Here is a 20322-nt window from a genome sequence, read left to right on the forward strand (position 1 = left end):
ATGCGAATGCAATTTTTAGATATCCGAATGAGAGAGGTAATCTGTGATCCTCCTCCCTGGCCGCTCATCGGTGACCAAATTGTGTTCACTGGAGGAAATACAGGGAAGCTTCCCGAGGGTTCAGCCCAAGCTGTTGATTGGGCGCAACAGCGGAAGCACATGACGAGCAAACGGCCACGGCAAGAACTCTGCAGCCTCTGAAGGCAGCGCCGGCATGACGAAAGATAATGGCTACTCTCTGGAGAAAGTGGCGGACAAGGTGGGATTCGAACCCACGGTACGCTTTCACGTACACACGCGTTCCAGGCGTGCGCCTTAAACCACTCGGCCACCTGTCCTGCTGCTTGATTTGACACCCTTGGGCGCAAATCGTTGGAACGGCGCGATATATACCGAGGAATTTTCAGGGATCAACCTAAATCTAACAGTTTTTTGACTTCTTCCGGTAAAAGTGCCGGGAAGGCCTCCATTGCGGTTCCACCGGTCTGTCGTTATCGTGCAGACAGGATGGAAAATGGCGCGGCTGACCGGACCTGGTCCGGTGCATTATATGGCCGGAGAGATCGATGCGTTTCCTGTTGCGTTTGGCAAGTCTTGTTGCATTGGCCGTTGCTGTTATTGCCGGAACGATCGACTCCATCCAGTCCGTTGCAGCCTCTGCCGTGGTGATCACGCCGATGGGCGATGCGTGGGCGGATCTGAGCCCGTCTTCGCTGGATGCCCTGCAATCCTCCATTGCCTACTACATTCATCCGCGCTTCTACACGCTGGCTTTTCAATGGCTGATGCTGCAGCCCGCCTTTGCCGTATTTCTGGTCCTGTCGCTGCTGTTGTGGATGGTCGGCTACAAGAAGCCTGCCGTGGCTGGGCGCTTCGCAGCGTAGCTATCCTTGGCTCTTGCGAGGGGATCGGCACCGATGAAAAGCCGGTTGCATAGCTGGCCAGTTTCAGTGAACTCCGCATGGCCAAAAGCCACGATCTGATTAGAAAAATCGCAACCGAGCGATGATTTTGCGCAAAAATCAGCCCGCGTGAGCTGATTTTTGGCAATGGCAGCAAATTTTTACCAGCCGAAAAATTTCTCGTGAATTTTCTTTTGAGCCATGCAAGGATGCGCCAAGCCAGGCCTCCGGGGGGAGGTCGGTGGTTCCGCAGACATGCCTGAAAACAGGCTTGCGGGAGGACCCCAAACAATTAGAAACAATAGGGCTGCAACTCATGAAAAAATCCCTTCTGACTCTCCTTGCCGTGGCAGCAATGTCGACGACAGCGCTCGCTGCCGACGTAAAGCCTGCTCTCGTTTACGGCACCGGCGGGAAGTTCGATAAGTCATTCAACGAAGCAGCCTACAACGGCGCCGAAAAGTTCAAGAAAGAAACCGGGATCGCCTATCGCGATTTCGAACCGACCGGCGACACCCAGGGTGAACAGGCCATCCGCAACTTCGCAAGCCGCGGCTTCAACCCGGTTATCGCAGTCTCCTTCGCCTGGACCTCCGCTATCGAGAAGGTCGCAGCCGAATTCCCCGACACGAAGTTCGTGATCGTTGACGCCGTCGTCGACAAGCCGAACGTTCGCTCCGTCGTCTACAAGGAAGAAGAAGGCTCCTTCCTCGTCGGCACGCTGGCCGGCCTCGCTTCGAAGACCGGCAAGGTCGGCTTCGTCGGCGGCATGGACATTCCGCTGATCCGCAAGTTCGAGTGCGGCTACGAGCAGGGCGCACGCGCTGCCAACGCCAAGATCGAAGTGTTCCAGAACATGACCGGCACGACCGGAGCTGCCTGGAATGACCCGGTCCGTGGTGGCGAGCTCACCAAGAACCAGATCGACCAGGGCGCGGATGTCATCTACGCGGCAGCTGGCGCAACCGGCCTCGGCGTTCTGCAGACGGCGGCCGACAACAAGAAGCTCTCGATCGGCGTCGACAGCAACCAGAACCATCTGCATCCGGGCTCGGTCCTGACATCGATGGTCAAGCGCGTTGACCTCGCCGTCTACAACGGCTTCAGCGACGTCAAGGCAGACAAGTTCACCGGCGGTGTTCTGGCGCTCGGCGTCAAGGAAGACGGCGTTGCCGCTGCTATCGACGACAACAACAAGGCGCTGATCACGCCTGAGATGCAGGCTGCGCTCGACAAAGCCAAGGAAGGCATCATCGCAGGAACCATCAAGATTCACGACTACACCACGGACAACGCTTGCCCGAAGTGATTCGCGACTGAGACGGGCGTATGGCGGAATCTTTTTCGCCATACGCCCTTTTCGTATTTGGAGCCTGCAGTGACAGACACGCCCGCTATCGAACTCGTGGGCATCGACAAGAAATTCGGTGCCGTTCACGCTAATAAGGACATCAACCTCACCGTCGCCAAAGGCACGATCCACGGCATCATCGGGGAAAACGGCGCCGGCAAATCGACGTTGATGTCGATCATCTACGGTTTTTACCACGCCGACCAAGGCGAGATCCGGGTCAACGGCCACGCCGTGACGATCAAGGACAGCCAGGCGGCAATCGCCGCAGGCATCGGCATGGTGCACCAGCACTTCATGCTGGTCGACAATTTCACGGTGCTTGAGAACATCATGCTCGGCGCCGAAGGCGGAGCCCTGCTCGCCAAGGGCGTGGCATCGGCACGTGCTGAACTGAAGCGGCTGGAAAAGGAATACGGCCTGGAGGTCAACCCGGATGCGCTGATCGAGCAGCTCCCCGTCGGTCTGCAGCAGCGCGTCGAAATCCTCAAAGCCATGTATCGCGGCGCCGAGATCCTGATCCTCGACGAGCCGACCGGCGTTCTGACGCCCGCCGAAGCCGATCACCTTTTCCGCATCCTCAAAGTGCTGCGCGATCAGGGCAAGACGGTCATTCTCATCACCCACAAGCTGCGCGAGATCATGGCGATCACCGATACGGTGTCGGTCATGCGCCGCGGCGAGATGGTGGCTACCCGCAAGACTGCGGAGACGACGGTCGAGGAGCTGGCCGAACTGATGGTTGGCCGCCGCGTGCTACTCCGCGTCCAGAAGGGCGAGGCCAATCCCGGCAAGGTCATCCTGTCGGTGCGCAATCTGACAGTGAAGGACAACCGCGGCGTCGTCATGGTCGACAACGTATCCTTCGACGTGCGCGCCGGCGAGATCGTCGGTGTGGCAGGTGTCGCCGGCAACGGACAGTCCGAGTTGCTGGAAGCAATCGCAGGGATCCGCAAGCCGCATTCCGGCGAAATCCTGCTCGACGGCCAGCCGATCGACAAGGCCGATCCGGCGCGGCTACGCGAACTCGGCCTCGCGCATATTCCTGAAGACCGTCACCACATGGGTCTGGTGCTGAAGTTCGAGGAATACGAGAACTCGGTGCTCGGCTATCACCGCAAGCCGGCCTACAGCAAAGGCCCGCTGCTCGATCTCGAGGCAATCCGCAAGGACGCCATGGAGAAGATCGAGAAATACGACATCCGGCCGCCGAACCCACGGCTGAAGACCGCCAATTTCTCGGGCGGTAACCAGCAAAAGATTGTCGTCGCCCGCGAAATCGAACGCGACCCGACGGCGCTCATCATCGGCCAGCCGACCCGCGGCGTCGATATCGGCGCCATCGAATTCATTCACCGCCGGATCATCGAGATGCGCGACGCGGGCAAGGCGATCCTGCTTGTCTCCGTCGAACTCGACGAAATCCGCGCCCTTTCAGACCGTATCCTTGTCATGTTCGCCGGCCATATCGTCGGCGAGAAGACGCCCGATGCCGGTGAACAGACCCTCGGCCTGATGATGGCCGGCATTGCCGCGTGAGGCCTTAATGAGCACTGCATCCGTTCCACTACCAAACTGGATCAACTACGGCCTCATCCCGATCCTGAACCTGCTCGTCGCCTTCCTGATCTCGGGCTTCGTCGTCTGGCTAATCGGCGAGAGCCCGCTTGGCGCGCTGTCCCTCTTGATCGAAGGATCACTCGGCAGCGGCGAAGGCATCGGCTTCACGCTGTACTACGCGACAAGCTTCATCTTCACCGGTCTCTCGGTGGCGGTCGCAATCCATGCGGGCCTGTTCAACATCGGCTCGGAAGGCCAAGCCTATCTCGGCGGTCTCGGCTGCGCACTGGTGGCGCTCGCCCTCGACAACTACGTGCCGTGGTATGTGACCATGCCGGTCGCCGTCGTCGGTGCCGGCCTCTTCGGTGCGGCCTGGGCCTTCATTCCGGCATTCCTGCAGGCCAAGCGCGGCAGCCACATCGTCATCACAACGATCATGTTCAACTATATCGGCGCTGCGCTGATGGTCTATCTCTTGGTGCACGTGCTGATCGTGCCTGGAAAGATGGCTCCGGAGACCCGCACCTTCCTGGAAGGCGGACAGCTGCCGAAGCTCGGCTGGCTGATGAACATGTTCGGGGCAAAGCTCGGTGCGGCGCCCTTCAACGTTTCCTTCATCATTGCGCTAGTCGCTTCCTATTTCGTCTGGCTGCTGATCTGGCGCACCAAACTCGGCTTCGAAATGCGCACGCTTGGCGTCAGCCCGAGTGCCGCAGCCTATGCCGGCATTCCCTATGCGCGCACCGTCATGATCGCCATGCTGCTTTCCGGCGCACTGGCCGGCATGATGGCGCTCAACCCCGTCATGGGCTCTTCAGCGCGCCTGCAGGTGGAGTTCGTTGGCGGCGCCGGTTTCGTCGGCATTGCCGTGTCGCTGATGGGTCGAAACCATCCCGTCGGGATCGTTCTGTCGGCAATCCTCTTCGGCATCCTTTATCAGGGTGGTGATTGGATCTCCTTCGAGATGCCGAACATCACCCGCGAGATGATCCTCGTCATCCAGGGTCTCGTCATCCTGTTTGCCGGTGCTCTCGAATACATGTTCCGTCCAGCGCTTGTGCGCGTCTACCAACAGTTCAAGCGCGCGTAAGGAGAGCGGCCGATGGATTATTATGACATCTTCCTCAGCATGCTGAGCTCGACCATACGCCTGTCGATCCCGCTGATCTTCACCGCTCTCGCCGGTCTGTTTTCAGAGCGCGCGGGCATCTTCGACATAGGCCTGGAAGGCAAGATGCTTGGCTCGGCCTTTGCCGCAGCCTGCATTGCCTATCTCACAGACTCCGCCTGGCTCGGTCTTGGCGCCGGTATCATCTGCTCCGTTGCGCTCAGCATCGTGCATGGATTTGCCTCGATCACCAATCGCGGTAACCAGATCATCTCGGGCGTCGCCATCAACTTCTTCATCGCCGGCATCACTATTGTCCTCGGACAGGCGTGGTTCGGCCAGGGTGGGCGGACGCCACAGCTGGCCGGGGAAGCACGCTTCTCGCCGATCACGCTGCCTGGCGCTGATGCCCTGCGCGAGGTGCCGATCATTGGGCCGCTTTATGCGAACGTGATCTCGGGCAACAATATCCTGACTTACCTCGCCTTCGTCGCTGTACCCTTGTCGTGGTGGGTCCTCTATCGGACACGCTTTGGCCTGCGTCTTCGCGCCGTCGGTGAAAATCCGGGCGCCGTCGATACGGCAGGCGTGTCCGTCAGCTGGCTTCGCTATCGCGCCGTCATGTGCGCTGGTATCCTCTGCGGCTTCTCCGGTACCTATCTGGCGATCGCGCAGTCGGCGGCTTTCATCAAGGACATGTCGGCCGGCAAGGGCTATATCGCGCTCGCCGCTCTCGTCTTCGCCAAGTGGAAGCCGGTGCCCGTCATGTTCGCCTGCCTGCTGTTCGGCTTTCTCGACGCACTCGGCAATTTCATGCAAGGCAAGCCGATTCCTGGTGTTGGGGAGGTGCCGGTGCAGATCTTCCAGGCCCTGCCCTATATCCTCACCTGCGTGCTGCTCGCGGGTTTTATCGGAAAAGCAATCCCGCCGAAGGCCGGCGGCGTACCCTATGTCAAGGAGCGCTAAGACCATGTCTCACGACCTCTTCGAAGCATCCCGTGGCGCCATGGCATTCGCGCATGCGCCCTATTCGAAATTCCCCGTCGGCGCGGCCATCCGCGCCGAAGACGGCAAGGTCTACACCGGCGCCAACATCGAGAACCTGTCTTTCCCGCAGGGTTGGTGCGCGGAACCGACGGCGATTAGCGCCATGATTATGGGCGGCGCCAAGAAGATCGTCGAAATGGCCGTAATCGCGGAGAAACTTCCGCTCTGCCCGCCATGCGGCGGCTGCCGGCAGAAGATCTCCGAGTTCGCCACCAAGGACACAAAGATCTACCTATGTGACGAGGTCGGCGTGAAGAAGACCATGACGATGGACGAGCTGCTTCCTTTCAGCTTCGAAACCGAACTCGGATGACCACGGCGCTCGACCTGCTCACCGAAAAACTCGGTGGGCTCGCACCACGGTACGGGATCGTCCTCGGTTCCGGTCTCGGTTCGCTTGTCGGCCAGTTGGCGGATCCGGTTCGCGTCGCCTACCACGATCTGCCCGGCTTCCCCGTCAGTGCTGTTTCCGGTCACGCCGGTGAAGTGGTTGCCGGCAAGCTCGGCGACACGCCTGTCATCATGCTCTCCGGCCGTGTTCATTTCTACGAGCACGGCAACGCCGGCGCGATGCGGCTGCCGATCGAGGTGCTGCAAGGGCTGGGCGTGGATAAACTCATCCTTACGAATTCCGCCGGATCGTTGCGACAGGACATGCCCCCCGGCTCGGTCATGCAGATCACCGACCACATAAACTATTCGGGCATGAACCCGCTGATCGGCGAGGAAAGTGACCGCCGCTTCGTGGGCCTCACAAACGCCTATGATGCGGAACTCGCCCAGGCAATGAACAAGGCTGCGCAAAAGGCGAACATCGCGCTGTCGCACGGTGTCTACATGTGGTTCTCCGGCCCAAGCTTCGAGACACCGGCAGAGATCCGCATGGCGCGCATTCTCGGTGCGGACGCGGTCGGGATGTCGACGGTGCCGGAGGTGATCATTGCCAGGATGCTGGGCATGAGGGTTGCAGCTGCCTCGGTAATCACCAACTATGGAGCGGGCATGACCGGCGCCGAGTTGAGCCACGACGAAACCAAGGACATGGCGCCCATCGGTGGCGCGCGGCTCGCCACCGTTCTGAAAGAAATGATCGCGGGAGAAGGAAAACAACAATGACCATTCACTCTCTCAAAGAGACCGCCGCCGTTGCCCTGTCCCTCCTCGATCTGACTAATCTCAAGGATGGCTGCACCGAGGCGCAGATCGATGCGCTGTGCGCCCGCGCTCAGACGCCCTACGGCAACACGGCTGCCATCTGTATCTGGCCGCGTTTCGTGGCGCATGCGCGCGCATTGCTCGGAGCCGGTCACCCGGTTCGCATTGCCACGGTGGTCAATTTCCCGTCCGGCGACATGGAAGTTGCGGACGTGTGCGCCGAGACACGCGAAGCAATCGCCGATGGCGCCGACGAGATCGATCTCGTCATCCCCTATCACAGCTTCATGGCGGGCAGTGGAAAGGCCGTGACCGACATGGTTTCGGCGGTGCGCGCTGAGTGCAAGGAACCCGTTCTGCTCAAGGTCATCCTCGAGACGGGAGAGATCAAGGACACGGCGCTGATCCGCCGGGCGTCGGAACTCGCCATCGAAGCGGGCGCGGATTTCATCAAGACCTCGACCGGCAAGGTGGCCGTGAATGCCACTCTCGAAGCGGCCGACATCATGCTGCGCGTCATCCGGCATAGCGGCCGCAAGGTCGGCTTCAAGCCGGCCGGCGGCATTGGATCCGTCGCGGATGCCGCTCTCTATCTGAGCCTCGCCGAGACGATCATGGCGCCCGACTGGACGATGCCCTCGACGTTCCGCTTCGGCGCCTCCGGCCTGCTGGACGATATTCTCGCCGTTCTTGGCGGGTCGCAATCGACGCCTGCGGCAGCCTCGAGCTACTAGCATGATCCCGCAGGAGATCATTCGTCAGAAGCGGGACGGCGGAACGCTCTCGGCGGAGGATATCCAGTCGTTCATCGCCGCATTGACGGCGGGGAAGCTCTCGGACGGTCAGATCGGCGCGTTTGCCATGGCGGTGTGGTTCAACGGCATGACGCGTGACGAAACCGTCGCGCTGACGCTGGCCATGGCGCGTTCCGGCGACAGGCTCGACTGGCACGACGTCGATCGACCGATCGCCGACAAGCACTCCACGGGCGGCGTTGGCGACAACGTCTCGCTGATGCTCGCCCCTATCGCCGCGGCATGCGGGCTAGCGGTGCCGATGATCTCAGGGCGCGGGCTGGGGCATACGGGCGGCACCCTCGACAAGCTCGAATCCATTCCCGGCTATTCGATCACTCCTGACGCATCGCACTTTCGTAAGACCGTGCGGGAGGCCGGCTGCGCCATCATCGGCCAGACGAGCGCGCTCGCGCCGGCCGATGGCAAGCTCTATGCAATCAGGGACGTCACGGCCACGGTCGATTCCATCCCCCTCATCACGGCGTCGATCCTTTCGAAGAAACTTGCTGCCGGGCTGCAGACGCTGGTTCTCGACGTCAAGGTCGGCAACGGGGCATTCATGTCCGATCCCCGCGATGCCGAGACGCTGGCACGCTCGCTGGTGGACGTCGCAAACGGCGCCGGCGTGCGGACATCGGCGCTGATCACCGACATGAACCAACCGCTGGCCGACGCTGCCGGCAACGTCGTCGAACTCTGGAACTGCATCGATTTCCTGGCCGGGAAGAAGCATGGCACGCGGCTTGAAACAGTCGTCCTTGCCTTTGCGGCCGAGATGCTCGTCAAATCGGGTGTCGCGCCCACCCTTGAAGCCGGCGAAGCACGGGCAGCCGAGGCGCTTTCCTCGGGCCGAGCGGCCGAGACCTTTGCCCGCATGATCCACCTTCTGGGCGGACCAGCCGATCTCCTGGAGAAGCCGGACAACTACCTGTCCAAGGCTCCGGTTACCAGGATCGTACCTGCGCCGCGAGCAGGCTGGCTTGGCGGTTGCGATGTGCGCGCGATCGGCATGGCTGTGATCGACCTTGGTGGCGGGCGGCGGCACCCTACCGACCGGATCGACCATCGTGTCGGTTTCTCCGATCTGCTGTCGCTTGGCACGCTCGTCGAGGCAGGAGATCCGATCGCGACGGTTCACGCCGCCACCGACGCCGCAGCGGAAGCCGCAGCTGTTGCCGTTACAGCAAGCTATGCGATCGAAGACAGCGCACCACCGTTGCCAGCGGTAATCTGCCAGCGAATCTAGGCGTTACTGCTTGAGGCTGAGTGATCCGTCGGCGACGGAATAGGAGGCGAGCTTCTGAAGAAAGCTCATGCCGACCAGCGTGGACGACAGTGCATCATCCTTCAGCACGAAGGCTTCGACTCCGCGAACGCGGATACCGCCGATTTCTACCCGATCCAGCGTGACATGCGCGGCCTTCGTCTGACCGTTGGCAGTGTTGACGGCATAGCGGAAATCAAGCTGATTGGCGGTATAGCCGAGACGTCGCGCGAGGCTCTCATTCAGAGCAACGTAAGTCGCGCCTGTATCGATCAGACCCTGAACTGCCTTTCCGTTGATCCTGAATTCGCCGGTGTAGTGGCCTTGTGCGTCGGCCTTCAAGCGCATTGCCCCGCCATTCATGGCGACTGCGGGCGTTTGGACTGGCTCGACTGAGCCGGAGACGAAATTCGCGGAGGCGGTGTTTCCGGGACGAAGCTGATTGCTTCCCAACATGGAAGGAATCTGAGAGGCAAACACCGCGGCGACGCTTGCGAATATGACGGTACGCACGAGCATGGAGACAGAAATCCTTCCTGTATAAACCACGCATCATGCGAGGCCATGATTTCAGGGCTACGCCGTATTTGCTGACAAGTTCCTAACGCCAAAACGCAAGCAGCCCGAAATGTGATTTCGGGCTGCGCGCCACCTCTTACATGGTAAACAAAGACTAACTATTTCGTCCCGTACATGCGGTCGCCAGCATCGCCGAGACCGGGCACGATGTAGCCCTTCTCGTTCAGCTTTCTGTCGATCGACGCGGTGAATACCGGTACATCGGGATGCGCTTCGCGGAAATTCTTGATGCCTTCGGGTGCGGCTAGGAGGCAGAGGAAGCGAATGTTGTGCGCGCCGCGTTCCTTGAGTTTCTCGATCGCCGCAATGGAGGAGTTTCCAGTTGCGAGCATCGGATCAACGACGATGATCAGGCGCTCGGCAATATCCTCGGGCGCCTTGAAAAAGTATTCGACCGCCTGCAGCGTTTCATGGTCGCGATAGACGCCGATGTGCGATACGCGGGCCGAGGGAACGAGGTCGAGCATACCTTCCAGCAAACCGTTGCCGGCACGCAGGATCGAAGCAAACACGAGCTTCTTTCCTTCGAGAATCGGCGACTCGATGGTCTCAAGCGGCGTGTCGATCGTCTCCATGGTCAGTTCCAAATCGCGGGTGACCTCGTAGCAGAGCAGCGTCGAGATCTCGCGCAGCAGGCGACGGAAACTTCCGGTCGACGTTTCCTTGCGACGCATGATGGTGAGTTTGTGCTGTACAAGCGGATGATCGATGACAGTCACGCCGTCCATGGCCGAGCCCTTTCTTCATTGTTCTTATCGGATGTTTCTTTCATGGAAATCGCATCCGCTGCAAGTGTGGAGGATGATTTGCAGCTCTATCCCCAGCCTCCAAGGCCTAAATTCGAGCCAAGAGCGCCTGGCGTGTCTCCTCATCCACGAATGCCGCCTCGATGCCCGTCCGCGTCAGCTGGTCGATTTCGGCATCGCTGAAGCCAAAAGCGCTGGCGGCGAGATCGTACTCCCGCTTCAGGGAGGTATGGAAAAACGGCGGATCGTCGGAGCTGATCGTCACCCGTACCCCTGCCTCCTTGAGCTTGCGCAGCGGATGAGAGGCGAAATCCGGGAAGACCTTCAGGGCGATGTTCGAGCCGGGGCAGACCTCCAGCACCGTTCCCAGATCGGCGAGGCGGCTGACGAGGGCGCTGTCTTCGATTGCGCGCACGCCGTGACCGATACGCGCCGGACGCACGACGTCGAGTGCATCCGCAACGCTGAAGGCGCCGCATACCTCGCCAGCATGGATCGTGAGGCCGAGGCCGATATCGCGGGCGATGTCGAAGGCACGGGCATAATCGGCCACGCGCCCCATGCGCTCCTCGCCGGCAAGGTTGAAGCCCGTGATCAAGGGCTTCTGTGCCTTGGCAGCGTATTCGGCCGCGCCAACGACGCTATCAGGGCCGAAATGCCGCTCGCCGGTGACGATCAGCCGGGCTTCGATGCCGCTTGTTTCCCTGGCGCGACGAATCCCTTCGCAGACACCGTCGATATAGGCATCCGCACCGAGCCCAATGCGCTTTCCATGGTCCGGCGAAACGATCAGTTCGCTGTAGATGGTCCCTACATCGGCAAGCTCGGCAAGGTAGGTTTCGGTCAGCAGCGCGTAGTCTTCCGCTGACTTATAGACCTCGGAAATCTTGTCGTAGCATTCGAGGAAGCTTGCGAAATCGTGCCAGACGTATGTGCCGTCCTTCAGATATTCGCTGACGTCGATGTTATACTTTCTCGCCTGCGCCAGGGTCAGCGCCGGCGGCGCAGCGCCTTCGAGATGGCAGTGCAGTTCGACCTTCTTCAAATGCGATGTCATAAAAAGCTTCTCCCGTGCGGGCCTGCGGGAATACGCAGATGCCGCGCTATCGTTTCGCCGATATCGGCGTAGGTGCTGCGAATACCGATGTCGATCGGCCGCAACCCCGGACCATATGCAATGATCGGCACCCGCTCGCGGGTGTGATCGGTGCCGCGCCAGGTCGGATCGCAGCCGTGGTCGGCCGTGAGGATGACGAGATCGCCCGGCTTCAGCTTGCCGCCAACTTCTGGCAGTCGTGCGTCGAACGCTTCCAGCGCGGCGGCGTAACCCGGCACGTCGCGACGGTGGCCGTAGACCATGTCGAAATCGACGAAGTTGGTGAATATGAGGTCGCCGTCCTCGGCGGTATCCATGGCAACAAGCGTGGCGTCCATGAGCGCCTGATTGCCGTTTGCCTTGATGACGCGCGACACGCCCTGATGGGCGAAGATGTCACCGATCTTGCCGACAGCATGCACCGTGCGCCCCTCTTTCACGAGGCGATCCAGAAGCGTGGGCTCGGGCGGGGGAACCGAAAAGTCGCGACGATTTCCGGTGCGCGTGAAGCCGGACTTCGCATCGCCGACAAACGGTCGGGCAATGACGCGACCGATGTTGTACGGATCCAGCAGTGCACGGGCGATCGCGCAGAAGGTCATCAACCTGTCGAGACCGAAATAGATCTCGTGTGCCGCGACCTGGAAGACGGAATCCGAAGAGGTGTAGCAGATAGGCTTGCCCGAGCGGATATGCTCTTCGCCGTGACGCGCGATAATGTCTGTCCCGGAGGCATGACAGTTGCCCAGGATACCGGGCACTTCAGCAGCCTTGCAGAGCGCTTCCACGAATTCGGGAGGGAAGGCTTCGCCCTCCGAGGGAAAATAGCCCCAGTCGAAAGCAACGGGGGACCCGGCGATTTCCCAATGGCCGGACGGCGTGTCCTTGCCGCGAGAGACCTCGTTGGCAGAGCCGAACGTTGCATACACCTTCTCGGGCACCGGCATTCCGGCAGGAAATGCCCCTGACGCTGCCTTTGCGAGATGCAGCAGGCCAAGCGCCGACATGTTCGGCAGGGTCAACGGCCCGGAGCGCAGACCTTCGCGATCGCCCGCGCCGGCGGCGCAGAACTCCGCGATATGGCCAAGCGTATTGGAGCCTTCGTCACCATAGGCGGCTGCATCGGGCGCACCACCCACTCCGAAGGAATCGAGAACGAACAGAAAAGCACGCGGCATATATCACCTGACTGAAGCGAGCGACCCGCAGGCCGGCGATAAGCCATATAACGACGATAGGGGGTTGGCAAATTTCGCTGTGTTCGCGCGAGACTCAGCAGTCGCCGCAGAGAACGTTGTCGCCCTGGCGCTGGCGATAGAAATAGGTCCGGCTGATCGTGATCGTGCTGGAGTTCGGCATCAGATTCGGAGCGAACAGGAACAGCTGGTAGGGCACGGTCAACTCCGTGCGAATGAGGAAGCTGCTGGCCTTCTTCATGTCGGTGGGAACGGTCACGGCGGAATTGACCGTATAGGGGCGAGAATTGTCCTGCGCCCAGGACCATGTGACGGTCGGATTGGCCGACGCGTCGATGGTGATGCCCGTAATTTTAACCGTCATGCCGGTCGTGCTGTAGGGAACAAAAACGGCGCTCGCGACGGACGGCATGTCCGCAAGCGACGACTTCGTCACGTTCTGCTGCTGCGTTACGATATCGGCAATAGCACCCGCCGCGCGTGTCGCGCGCTTGCTCATGCTAAGGCCAATCGTGATCTCGAACGCGCCAACGTAAAGCATGACGAGAATCGGAAAGAGGATGGCGAACTCGATCGCGCCGACACCCTTTTCGTCCCGGTAGAGGCGCCGGAGCAATGATCGCAGTCGGATGAGTGTACCGTCGGCCGCCATCACGGATACTGCTCGTTCTGGAAAGCCGCCGTTGCGACAATCAGGAAATAGGACGCCGAACCATCGGCCGGTCGAACGCTCGAGATATAGGGACGAATAAGGTCAGTCATGATCTGCCAACGATAGTAGGCACGCACCATGTTGATGGTTCCGGGTCCCCCTGGCGCATACTGAAAGCTCGAGGTGTTGATATCGGCATATGCGGCCGTCGAGACCCTGGGAATCGTTGTCGGGATCGCGGCGAAGGTCGAGAACTTCTGCACGTCCACATAGAGCTTGTCGGGTGTCGCAGCTTCCGTGGTGGAGCACTTGATCAGGATGGATATCTCATTGCACAGGGCAGTCCGGAACGCTGTGCGGTCGGTGTTGGCCAGCGTAATCTGGCCGGTTCGTATCTTGCGGCTCAGCGTATCCACTGCGTTGGAGACAAGCTCCTCGCCCGCGAAGGCAATGAAGGTTTCGATGATCGCGAAGATCACCAGAAAATACGGAATTGCGAGGAGTGCAAACTCGATGGCAGCCGATCCATCGCGGGAACGCGCCAAAGCGGCAATTGGCCACCGTCGTTTGCATTTGCGCCGGTCGGCCGCTTCCGCTGCTTGATCCATTTTCATCATGGCCCGCACCCGAGACAGCTTCGATCACGCACTCTTAATGCGCGATCGTTGATTTTCCGTTTCAAGCCGGCTCAGAAGTTTAACGAAGGCGGCCAATATATACTCTCAGGGGCTCGCGGTGCTGCCCGAAGTCGCTTCGTTGGTTGGTGCGCTGTGCTGTTCGCAATTCGGCGTGCACGACAGAACCGTTCGTTCAGTCTGGCGGAACACACGGACAGTGTTCGCCTCATCGATCGACACCAGGATACTTTCGTCCAGGATCGCATTTCCATCCGCATCAAGCAAAACGAGATTGGTGCTGCCGAAACTGCGTCCCGTGAGAACGATCGTCTTGGCGTCGGCTACCGTGGCATCGGCAACCTTGGCATTACCGACGATGACCTTGCTGACCGGTCGATCGAGCTTCAGCACACGTGCCTGATCCATATAGACGCGAAGCATATCCTGCTGCGCCATGGCAGCGTCGCAAAAGCCGAGGGCGGCAACAATGCCGGCGAGGAATACCCTTTTGCCGCTCGATGACATTCAGTTCTCTTTCACGATTTCAACGGGACTTCGTCTCAGCATGGAAAAAAATGGTGAATGAAGATTTAACCTCGCTCCAATATGTACGTGAATGGATCGCTACGCTTCATATCGGAACACCTTATGGAGGCGAAAGCGGACCGCCGCTCTATAGTGAAGCAACTATCCGGCCGCGATGAAGCATTCCGACACACCCAGCAGTAAAGATGATCGGTGGATATTTAAATTTTTCTGCATTTCGTATTAGCGATACTTACCATAGATCATCGGCCGCTCGCGTTTACGCATTGGTAACCCAATTCTTTAAGTTGATGGAAAGCGGGGTTCGCTAGGTTGTGTCCATCCGATCAACGGCAAACAGTTGGCGGACGTGCTGAACATCAACTGGAGTTAGGAGTTATCATGACCAAGCTTGTAAGCCGTTTTCTCAAGGACGAATCCGGCGCGACCGCAATTGAATACGGCCTGATCGCAGCGCTCATTTCCGTGGCGCTCATCACCGGCGCAACCGCCCTCGGCGGCAAACTGAACCAGGTATTCTCTGGTCTGTCGACGAAGATGGACAGCGCTGTCACCACGACCGGCAGCTGATTTCATCTTCGCATGATGTGCGACCAGGCGTGCAAACGTCTGGTCAAAAACATGGGCTCACTCGCAAGCGCGGTGAGCCTTTTTGTCTTGAGGATCGTGGTACAATGATCGCAGCAGCAGTCTTCGTGGTCTTCCCCTTGTGCCTCGCCATTGCGGCGTTCTCCGACCTGTTTACGATGACGATCCCCAACCGGATATCGATCATCCTTATCCTTTCCTTCTGCGCACTTGCTCCACTCGTTGGGCTCACCCTTCCCGAGATCGGCCTCCATCTGGCTGGAGCGCTCGCTGTCTTTGCGGTGTGCTTCGCCCTGTTCGCGACCAATACGATGGGTGGCGGAGACGCCAAGCTGCTGACCGCCGCATCGCTCTGGTTCGGTCTCAATCCATCGCTTGTCGAGTTTCTGGCTTATGTCGGCATCATGGGCGGCGCTACGACCTTAGCTATTCTGATCATACGCGCCCAGGCAAACAGCATCCTGGCGATCGGTTTGCCGATCCCCAACTCGATTCTGCTCGCGAAGAAAATTCCATACGGAATCGCGATTGCAATCGGCGGCTTCATGGCGTTCCCATCGAGCCCGTTGTTCCTGGCTGTGCTTCACGGCCTGAAATAGAAGCAAGTTAAACCTCCATTAACCTAAAATCGAAGCCTTTCATTAACTATAATTATACCAATTGCGGGCCATTCTCCGGGGCGAATATCTCGAATCCCCGAGGAACCATCGATGAAACCCGCCCGTCTCTTGATACTTGGAGTGGCCGTTGCCGCGGCAGGCTTGGCCGGCGTGCTCGCCATGAGCCTCGCGGGACGTGGCTCCGTCGTGACCCAGGTGCAATCGGTCGTCGAACGCGAGCCTACGGTCAATGTTCTGGTTTCGGGAGCGAATCTTCCCGTCGGCGCCCGGCTTGACGACAAGGCGGTCCACTGGATGCCCTGGCCGCAAGGCGGGGTCGTACAGGGCTTCATAACCGAAGCGGACAAGCCCGACGCCATCAAGGACATGCAGGGAGCGGTTGTGCGCCTGCCGATCTTCGAAGGCGAGCCGATCCGCGCGGAAAAGATCGCGGATTCCAACAGCCGCATCATGTCATCGCTGCTGCCCACCGGGAAGCGCGCCGTTGCAACCGAAATCTCGGTCGCAACCGGCGCCGGCGGCTTCATTCTCCCCAACGACCGCGTCGACGTCATCATGGTTCGCAAGGCCAAGACGGGCGACAAGTACTTGACCGAGACCGTCCTCGGCAACGTGCGCGTGCTCGCGATCGACCAGCAGATCCAGGAAAAGGACGACGGTTCGAAAACTGTTGTCGGCACCACTGCCACGCTCGAATTGACGCCCGACCAGACCAAGGTGCTCGCCGTTGCTCAGCAAATGGCGGACCGCCTCTCGCTCGCGCTCCGTTCCGTTGCAGACGCCCGGGAGCAGGACACCAACGCAGCGGACTACCTCCTGAGCGGCGACAACGGCAGCGCCATCGTCCAGGTCATCAAGTCCGGCGCGATCGTTTCAGACAGCAGCAACGCGCCGAAGGCCGAGTAAAGGAAGCGGAAATGGGCAACTCGAAACGGCACATGAAGCCCTTGATGGCAGGCTGCCTTTCCTTTGCGATCGGCGTCACCGGCGCAACGCCGGGCTTTCTCGACTCTGCTATCGGGGTGCGAGAGGCGCGTGCCAGCTCCGACGGCATCGTCAGCATCAACCAGACCGGCCCGGGCGCGCATCGCAGCCTCAAGCTGGGGCTGAAGAAGGCAATCGTTGTCGACCTGCCCGTCGATGCCCATGACATTCTCGTCTCCGACCCGTCGATGGCCGACGCCGTCACCCGCTCGTCGCGACGCATCTACCTCTTCGGCAAGACGGTCGGACAGACGAACATCTTCATCTTCGGCGCTGACGGGCAGCAGATCGTCAGCCTCGATATTGAGATCGAACGAGATGTTGCCGGTCTGCAGCGGAACCTGCAGCGGTTCATCCCAGATTCCGCCATCAACGTGGAAATCGTCTCGGACAACATCGTACTGACAGGCACCGTGCGCACACCCCAGGACGCAGCACAGGCGGCGGATCTCGCACAAGTGTTCCTGAAGGGCGGGGAAGCAACGACGCGTACCGAAACGGCTAGCGGTGCCTCCGGCGGCGGCGATGTTGCCCTGTTCGCCGAAGGCCGCCAGACATCCCAGGTCGTCAATCTGCTGCAAATCCAGGGAGAAGATCAGGTTACGCTGAAGGTGACGATCGCGGAGGTTCGCCGCGAGGTTCTCAAGCAGCTTGGCTTCAACAATCTGGTTTCGAATTCCAGCGGTCTTAACGTGGCCCAGCTCGGCACACCGAGTGCGGACACAGCCTCTGCGGTGGTGGGAGGCGGCTTGGCTGCACTCTTCAAGAGCTCGATCGGCAAATATGATATCTCGACCTATCTGAGCGCATTGGAGCAGGCAAAGGTCGTCAAGACGCTGGCCGAGCCGACCCTGACTGCGATCTCCGGCCAGGCCGCAACATTCAACTCAGGTGGACAGGTCTTGTACTCAACGACCGACAATGACGGCAACGTCACGATCGTTCCGTATGACTACGGTATCAACCTTGCCTTCAAACCCGTCGTGCTATCCTCCGGGCGCATCAGCCTCGAGATCAAGACGAACGTATCGGAGCCGGCACCCTCGGTCTCCGGTTCGACGCCGACCTATCAACGTCGATCGGCCGAGACCTCCGTCGAACTTCCTTCCGGCGGTTCCATCGCGCTTGCCGGCCTCATCCGCGACAACGTCTCCCAGACGTCGAACGGAACGCCCGGCGTCAACAAGATCCCGCTACTCGGCACGTTGTTCCGCCAGAGAACGGTAGAGCGCGACGAAACCGAGCTTGTCATCATCGCGACGCCCTATCTGGTTCGGCCGGTCGCGCGCAATCAGCTGAACCGCCCGGATGACAACTTCAGCCCGGAAAACGACGGTGCGGCCTTCCTCCTCAACCGCGTCAACAAAGTCTACGGCGGTCGGCAGACCCCGGTGGCGGACGCGCAATTCCACGGCTCTATCGGGTTCATCTACAAATGATCAAAGCGGGATCAGCAATGGCACATATGCGAGACGAGCCGATGGCCCACGATACGTTCGCCCCGAAGAAGCGCCGCCTTTCCAGGGCGCTGGTGACGATGTCAGCGATTGCGGTCGCCGTCCTCTCAGGCTGCGCCTCGCGCGACGACCTTACCACAGGGGGTATCCCTGACGACTATCGCCAGCGTCACCCGATCGTGGTCACCGAAGCCGAGCAAACCGTCGATATCCCCATTGCATCGACCGATCGCCGGCTCAACATCGCACAGCGCGACATGATCCGTGGCTTTGCACAGAACTACGCATCCAGGGCAACCGGCCCTGTCTACCTTCTGACGCCGGAAGGATCGCCCAATGCGGTGGCCGCCCGCCAGTTGCGCGGCCAGGTTCGCGCCGAGCTTTCCGCACGTGGGATCGCGAGCTCCAAGATCGTCAACAGCGCCTATGGCGCCGCCGGAGCCGGTGACGCTGCCCCAATCCGCCTGAGCTTTGTTGGTACCACCGCGATGACGTCGCAATGCGGCCAGTGGCCGAGAGACATGATCAACGACTTCACCAACCAGAACTACTACAACTTCGGCTGCGCGACGCAGAACAACCTCGCAGCCCAGGTTGCCAACCCGGAAGACCTGGTCGCACCGCGCGGAATGACGCCAATCGACGCCGCCCGCCGCAACGCCGCCATCAAGGAATATCGCGAGCGGACAACAACGATCTCCGACTCTTCCAGCAGCTCGAGCGGCTCGGGCAGCTTCTGATTCAGGTTAGGATTTCACGATGAGTACGGTCGAATACGAAATCAGGAATACCACCGAACTTCGCAATGCCGAGGATGCGGTACGTATGGCCGAACTCGAAGGCATGCGTCCGCTGCCACGCATTTCCGTCCATGCCTTCTGCGAAAGCGAAGATCTGCAGCGGGTCATGGAACGCTGCAGCAACGACCGGCGGATGTCAAAGGTCGGCCTGCGCATCACCAGCGGCGGGATTGCAGCGGCAGCCAACATGTTTGCCAGCGCGCCGACGCCGAACCTGATCATCCTCGAAACAAAGAGCGGTGCGGCAAACCTGCTCAGCGAGCTCGCGCCGCTGGCGGCCGTCTGCGACCCTTCCACAAAGGTTGTCGTGATTGGCTACTACAACGACATCGCGCTCTATCGCGAGCTGATCCGGAACGGGATTTCCGAATATATGGTCCAGCCCGTGAGCATGCCCGACATCATGATGGCGATGGCGAGCATATTCGTGGATCCGGATGCGGAGCCACTCGGCCGCAGCGTCGCCTTCATCGGCGCAAAAGGCGGCGTCGGCTCCTCGACGATCGCCCACAACTGCGCCTTCGGCATCTCTCGCCTGTTTTCTACGGAAACAATCCTCGCCGATCTCGACCTGCCTTACGGTACCGCCAACATCGATTTCGATCAGGACCCGACGCAAGGGATCGCGGAAGCAGTCTATGCGCCCGATCGCTTGGATGAAGTCTTCCTCGACCGCCTGCTGACCAAGTGCTCGGAGCATTTGTCCCTGCTGGCAGCACCGTCGCTTCTTGACCGCGCCTACGATTTCGAGGGGCAAGCCTTCCAGCCTGTGCTCGAGGTTCTGCAGCGAAGCGCCCCGATGACGGTGCTCGATATCCCGCACACCTGGTCCGAGTGGACACGTTCGGTTCTGTCCAGCGTCGATGAGGTCGTGATCTGTGCGGCGCCCGATCTCGCCAACCTACGCAACGCCAAGAACATGATCGATGCCCTGCGCAAGATCCGACCCAACGACAAGGCGCCTCATCTCATTCTCAATCAGGTTGGGATGCCGAAGCGGCCGGAAATCACCCCGTCCGATTTCTGCGAGCCGCTTGAGATCGAGCCGATCGCGATCATCCCGTTCGATATCAATCTCTTCGGCACGGCGGCCAATAGCGGCCGCATGATTTCGGAGATGGATCCGAAGTCGCCCACGGCCGAAACATTCTCGCAGATCTCGCATATCGTCACCGGCCGAATTGCCGTGAAAAAAGCCAAGAAGGGCGGCCTGCTCGGTCTGTTGAAGCGCAAGTGACACCCGCCAAGAGTGGATTG

General features: G+C 60.1%; 21 protein-coding genes, 1 tRNA gene and 1 pseudogene. 15 read left to right on the forward strand and 8 right to left on the reverse strand.

All coding sequences use genetic code 11. From position 1 onward, the window contains the following. Positions 1-248: 248 nt before the first annotated feature. A tRNA-Ser gene (locus tag QTL94_RS03985) sits at positions 249-338 on the reverse strand. A 228-nt stretch (positions 339-566) separates the two neighbouring features. Here QTL94_RS03985 and QTL94_RS03990 point away from each other — a divergent pair. The 9 genes from QTL94_RS03990 to deoA all read left to right on the forward strand — a co-directional run bounded on the left by QTL94_RS03990 (position 567) and on the right by deoA (position 9166). Continuing rightward, entirely contained in the window at positions 567-884 is a 318-nt protein-coding gene (locus tag QTL94_RS03990) for a hypothetical protein (protein WP_113520547.1), read from the forward strand. A 334-nt stretch (positions 885-1218) separates the two neighbouring features. Beyond that, positions 1219-2211 (forward strand): BMP family lipoprotein, encoded by a 993-nt coding sequence (locus tag QTL94_RS03995; protein ID WP_289800669.1) that lies wholly within the window; start codon positions 1219-1221, stop codon positions 2209-2211. 69 nt (positions 2212-2280) lie between these two features. Continuing rightward, on the forward strand, positions 2281-3792 hold the full coding sequence (locus QTL94_RS04000; RefSeq protein WP_289800670.1) for an ABC transporter ATP-binding protein: 1512 nt from the start codon (positions 2281-2283) through the stop codon (positions 3790-3792). A gap of 7 nt (positions 3793-3799) precedes the next feature. Continuing rightward, entirely contained in the window at positions 3800-4903 is a 1104-nt protein-coding gene (locus tag QTL94_RS04005) for an ABC transporter permease (RefSeq protein WP_065691045.1), read from the forward strand. Between the two features lie 12 nt (positions 4904-4915). Beyond that, positions 4916-5887 carry an ABC transporter permease gene (locus QTL94_RS04010; protein WP_289800671.1) on the forward strand — a complete coding sequence of 324 codons (972 nt, stop codon included), beginning with the start codon at positions 4916-4918 and terminating at the stop codon, positions 5885-5887. A 4-nt stretch (positions 5888-5891) separates the two neighbouring features. Beyond that, positions 5892-6281: a cytidine deaminase gene (locus QTL94_RS04015; protein WP_289800672.1), complete on the forward strand. Its 390-nt coding sequence runs from the start codon at positions 5892-5894 to the stop codon at positions 6279-6281. Further along, on the forward strand, positions 6278-7084 hold the full coding sequence (locus tag QTL94_RS04020) for a purine-nucleoside phosphorylase (protein ID WP_289800673.1): 807 nt from the start codon (positions 6278-6280) through the stop codon (positions 7082-7084). Before QTL94_RS04015 ends, QTL94_RS04020 begins: the two co-directional genes overlap by 4 nt. Further along, positions 7081-7857: a deoxyribose-phosphate aldolase gene (gene deoC, locus QTL94_RS04025; RefSeq protein WP_289800674.1), complete on the forward strand. Its 777-nt coding sequence runs from the start codon at positions 7081-7083 to the stop codon at positions 7855-7857. Before QTL94_RS04020 ends, deoC begins: the two co-directional genes overlap by 4 nt. Position 7858: 1 nt before the next feature. Beyond that, positions 7859-9166 (forward strand): thymidine phosphorylase, encoded by a 1308-nt coding sequence (gene deoA, locus QTL94_RS04030; protein WP_289800675.1) that lies wholly within the window; start codon positions 7859-7861, stop codon positions 9164-9166. 3 nt (positions 9167-9169) lie between these two features. On the opposite strand, the pseudogene QTL94_RS04035 reads toward deoA, so the two are convergent. The 7 genes and pseudogenes from QTL94_RS04035 to QTL94_RS04065 all read right to left on the reverse strand — a co-directional run bounded on the left by QTL94_RS04035 (position 9170) and on the right by QTL94_RS04065 (position 14595). After that, positions 9170-9740 (reverse strand): annotated as a pseudogene (locus QTL94_RS04035) (TIGR02281 family clan AA aspartic protease). A gap of 121 nt (positions 9741-9861) precedes the next feature. Beyond that, positions 9862-10491, reverse strand: coding sequence for a uracil phosphoribosyltransferase (gene upp / locus QTL94_RS04040; protein WP_065691052.1), 630 nt, complete (start codon positions 10489-10491; stop codon positions 9862-9864). A gap of 106 nt (positions 10492-10597) precedes the next feature. After that, complete coding sequence (locus tag QTL94_RS04045; RefSeq protein WP_289800676.1) at positions 10598-11566, reverse strand: adenosine deaminase; 969 nt, start codon at positions 11564-11566, stop codon at positions 10598-10600. Next, positions 11563-12783, reverse strand: coding sequence for a phosphopentomutase (locus tag QTL94_RS04050; protein WP_289800677.1), 1221 nt, complete (start codon positions 12781-12783; stop codon positions 11563-11565). Before QTL94_RS04050 ends, QTL94_RS04045 begins: the two co-directional genes overlap by 4 nt. Positions 12784-12877: 94 nt before the next feature. Then, positions 12878-13453, reverse strand: a complete 576-nt coding sequence (locus QTL94_RS04055; protein ID WP_289800678.1) for a TadE/TadG family type IV pilus assembly protein — start codon at positions 13451-13453, stop codon at positions 12878-12880. Next, positions 13453-14070, reverse strand: a complete 618-nt coding sequence (locus QTL94_RS04060) for a TadE/TadG family type IV pilus assembly protein (RefSeq protein ID WP_502944097.1) — start codon at positions 14068-14070, stop codon at positions 13453-13455. Before QTL94_RS04060 ends, QTL94_RS04055 begins: the two co-directional genes overlap by 1 nt. Positions 14071-14175: 105 nt before the next feature. Next, positions 14176-14595, reverse strand: a complete 420-nt coding sequence (locus QTL94_RS04065) for a pilus assembly protein N-terminal domain-containing protein (protein ID WP_065691056.1) — start codon at positions 14593-14595, stop codon at positions 14176-14178. A gap of 402 nt (positions 14596-14997) precedes the next feature. On the opposite strand from QTL94_RS04065, the gene QTL94_RS04070 reads away from it, so the two are divergent. The 6 genes from QTL94_RS04070 (at position 14998) to QTL94_RS04095 (ending at position 20302) form a co-directional block, all read left to right on the forward strand. Further along, positions 14998-15186: a Flp family type IVb pilin gene (locus QTL94_RS04070; RefSeq protein WP_065691057.1), complete on the forward strand. Its 189-nt coding sequence runs from the start codon at positions 14998-15000 to the stop codon at positions 15184-15186. Between the two features lie 104 nt (positions 15187-15290). Continuing rightward, positions 15291-15803: an A24 family peptidase gene (locus QTL94_RS04075; protein ID WP_289800679.1), complete on the forward strand. Its 513-nt coding sequence runs from the start codon at positions 15291-15293 to the stop codon at positions 15801-15803. Between the two features lie 111 nt (positions 15804-15914). Further along, positions 15915-16730: a Flp pilus assembly protein CpaB gene (cpaB, locus tag QTL94_RS04080; RefSeq protein WP_065691059.1), complete on the forward strand. Its 816-nt coding sequence runs from the start codon at positions 15915-15917 to the stop codon at positions 16728-16730. A gap of 11 nt (positions 16731-16741) precedes the next feature. Further along, positions 16742-18247, forward strand: a complete 1506-nt coding sequence (locus QTL94_RS04085) for a type II and III secretion system protein family protein (protein WP_065691060.1) — start codon at positions 16742-16744, stop codon at positions 18245-18247. 17 nt (positions 18248-18264) lie between these two features. Continuing rightward, positions 18265-19005, forward strand: a complete 741-nt coding sequence (locus tag QTL94_RS04090) for a CpaD family pilus assembly protein (protein ID WP_198928691.1) — start codon at positions 18265-18267, stop codon at positions 19003-19005. Between the two features lie 19 nt (positions 19006-19024). Then, the gene (locus QTL94_RS04095) at positions 19025-20302 is read left to right on the forward strand and encodes a CpaE/TadZ family protein (protein WP_289800680.1); all 1278 of its coding nucleotides are present in this window, start codon (positions 19025-19027) and stop codon (positions 20300-20302) included. Positions 20303-20322: the final 20 nt, after the last annotated feature.

Source organism: Rhizobium sp. S96 (genome assembly GCF_030382195.1).
In the GTDB taxonomy this organism is placed as follows: Bacteria; Pseudomonadota; Alphaproteobacteria; order Rhizobiales; family Rhizobiaceae; genus Rhizobium.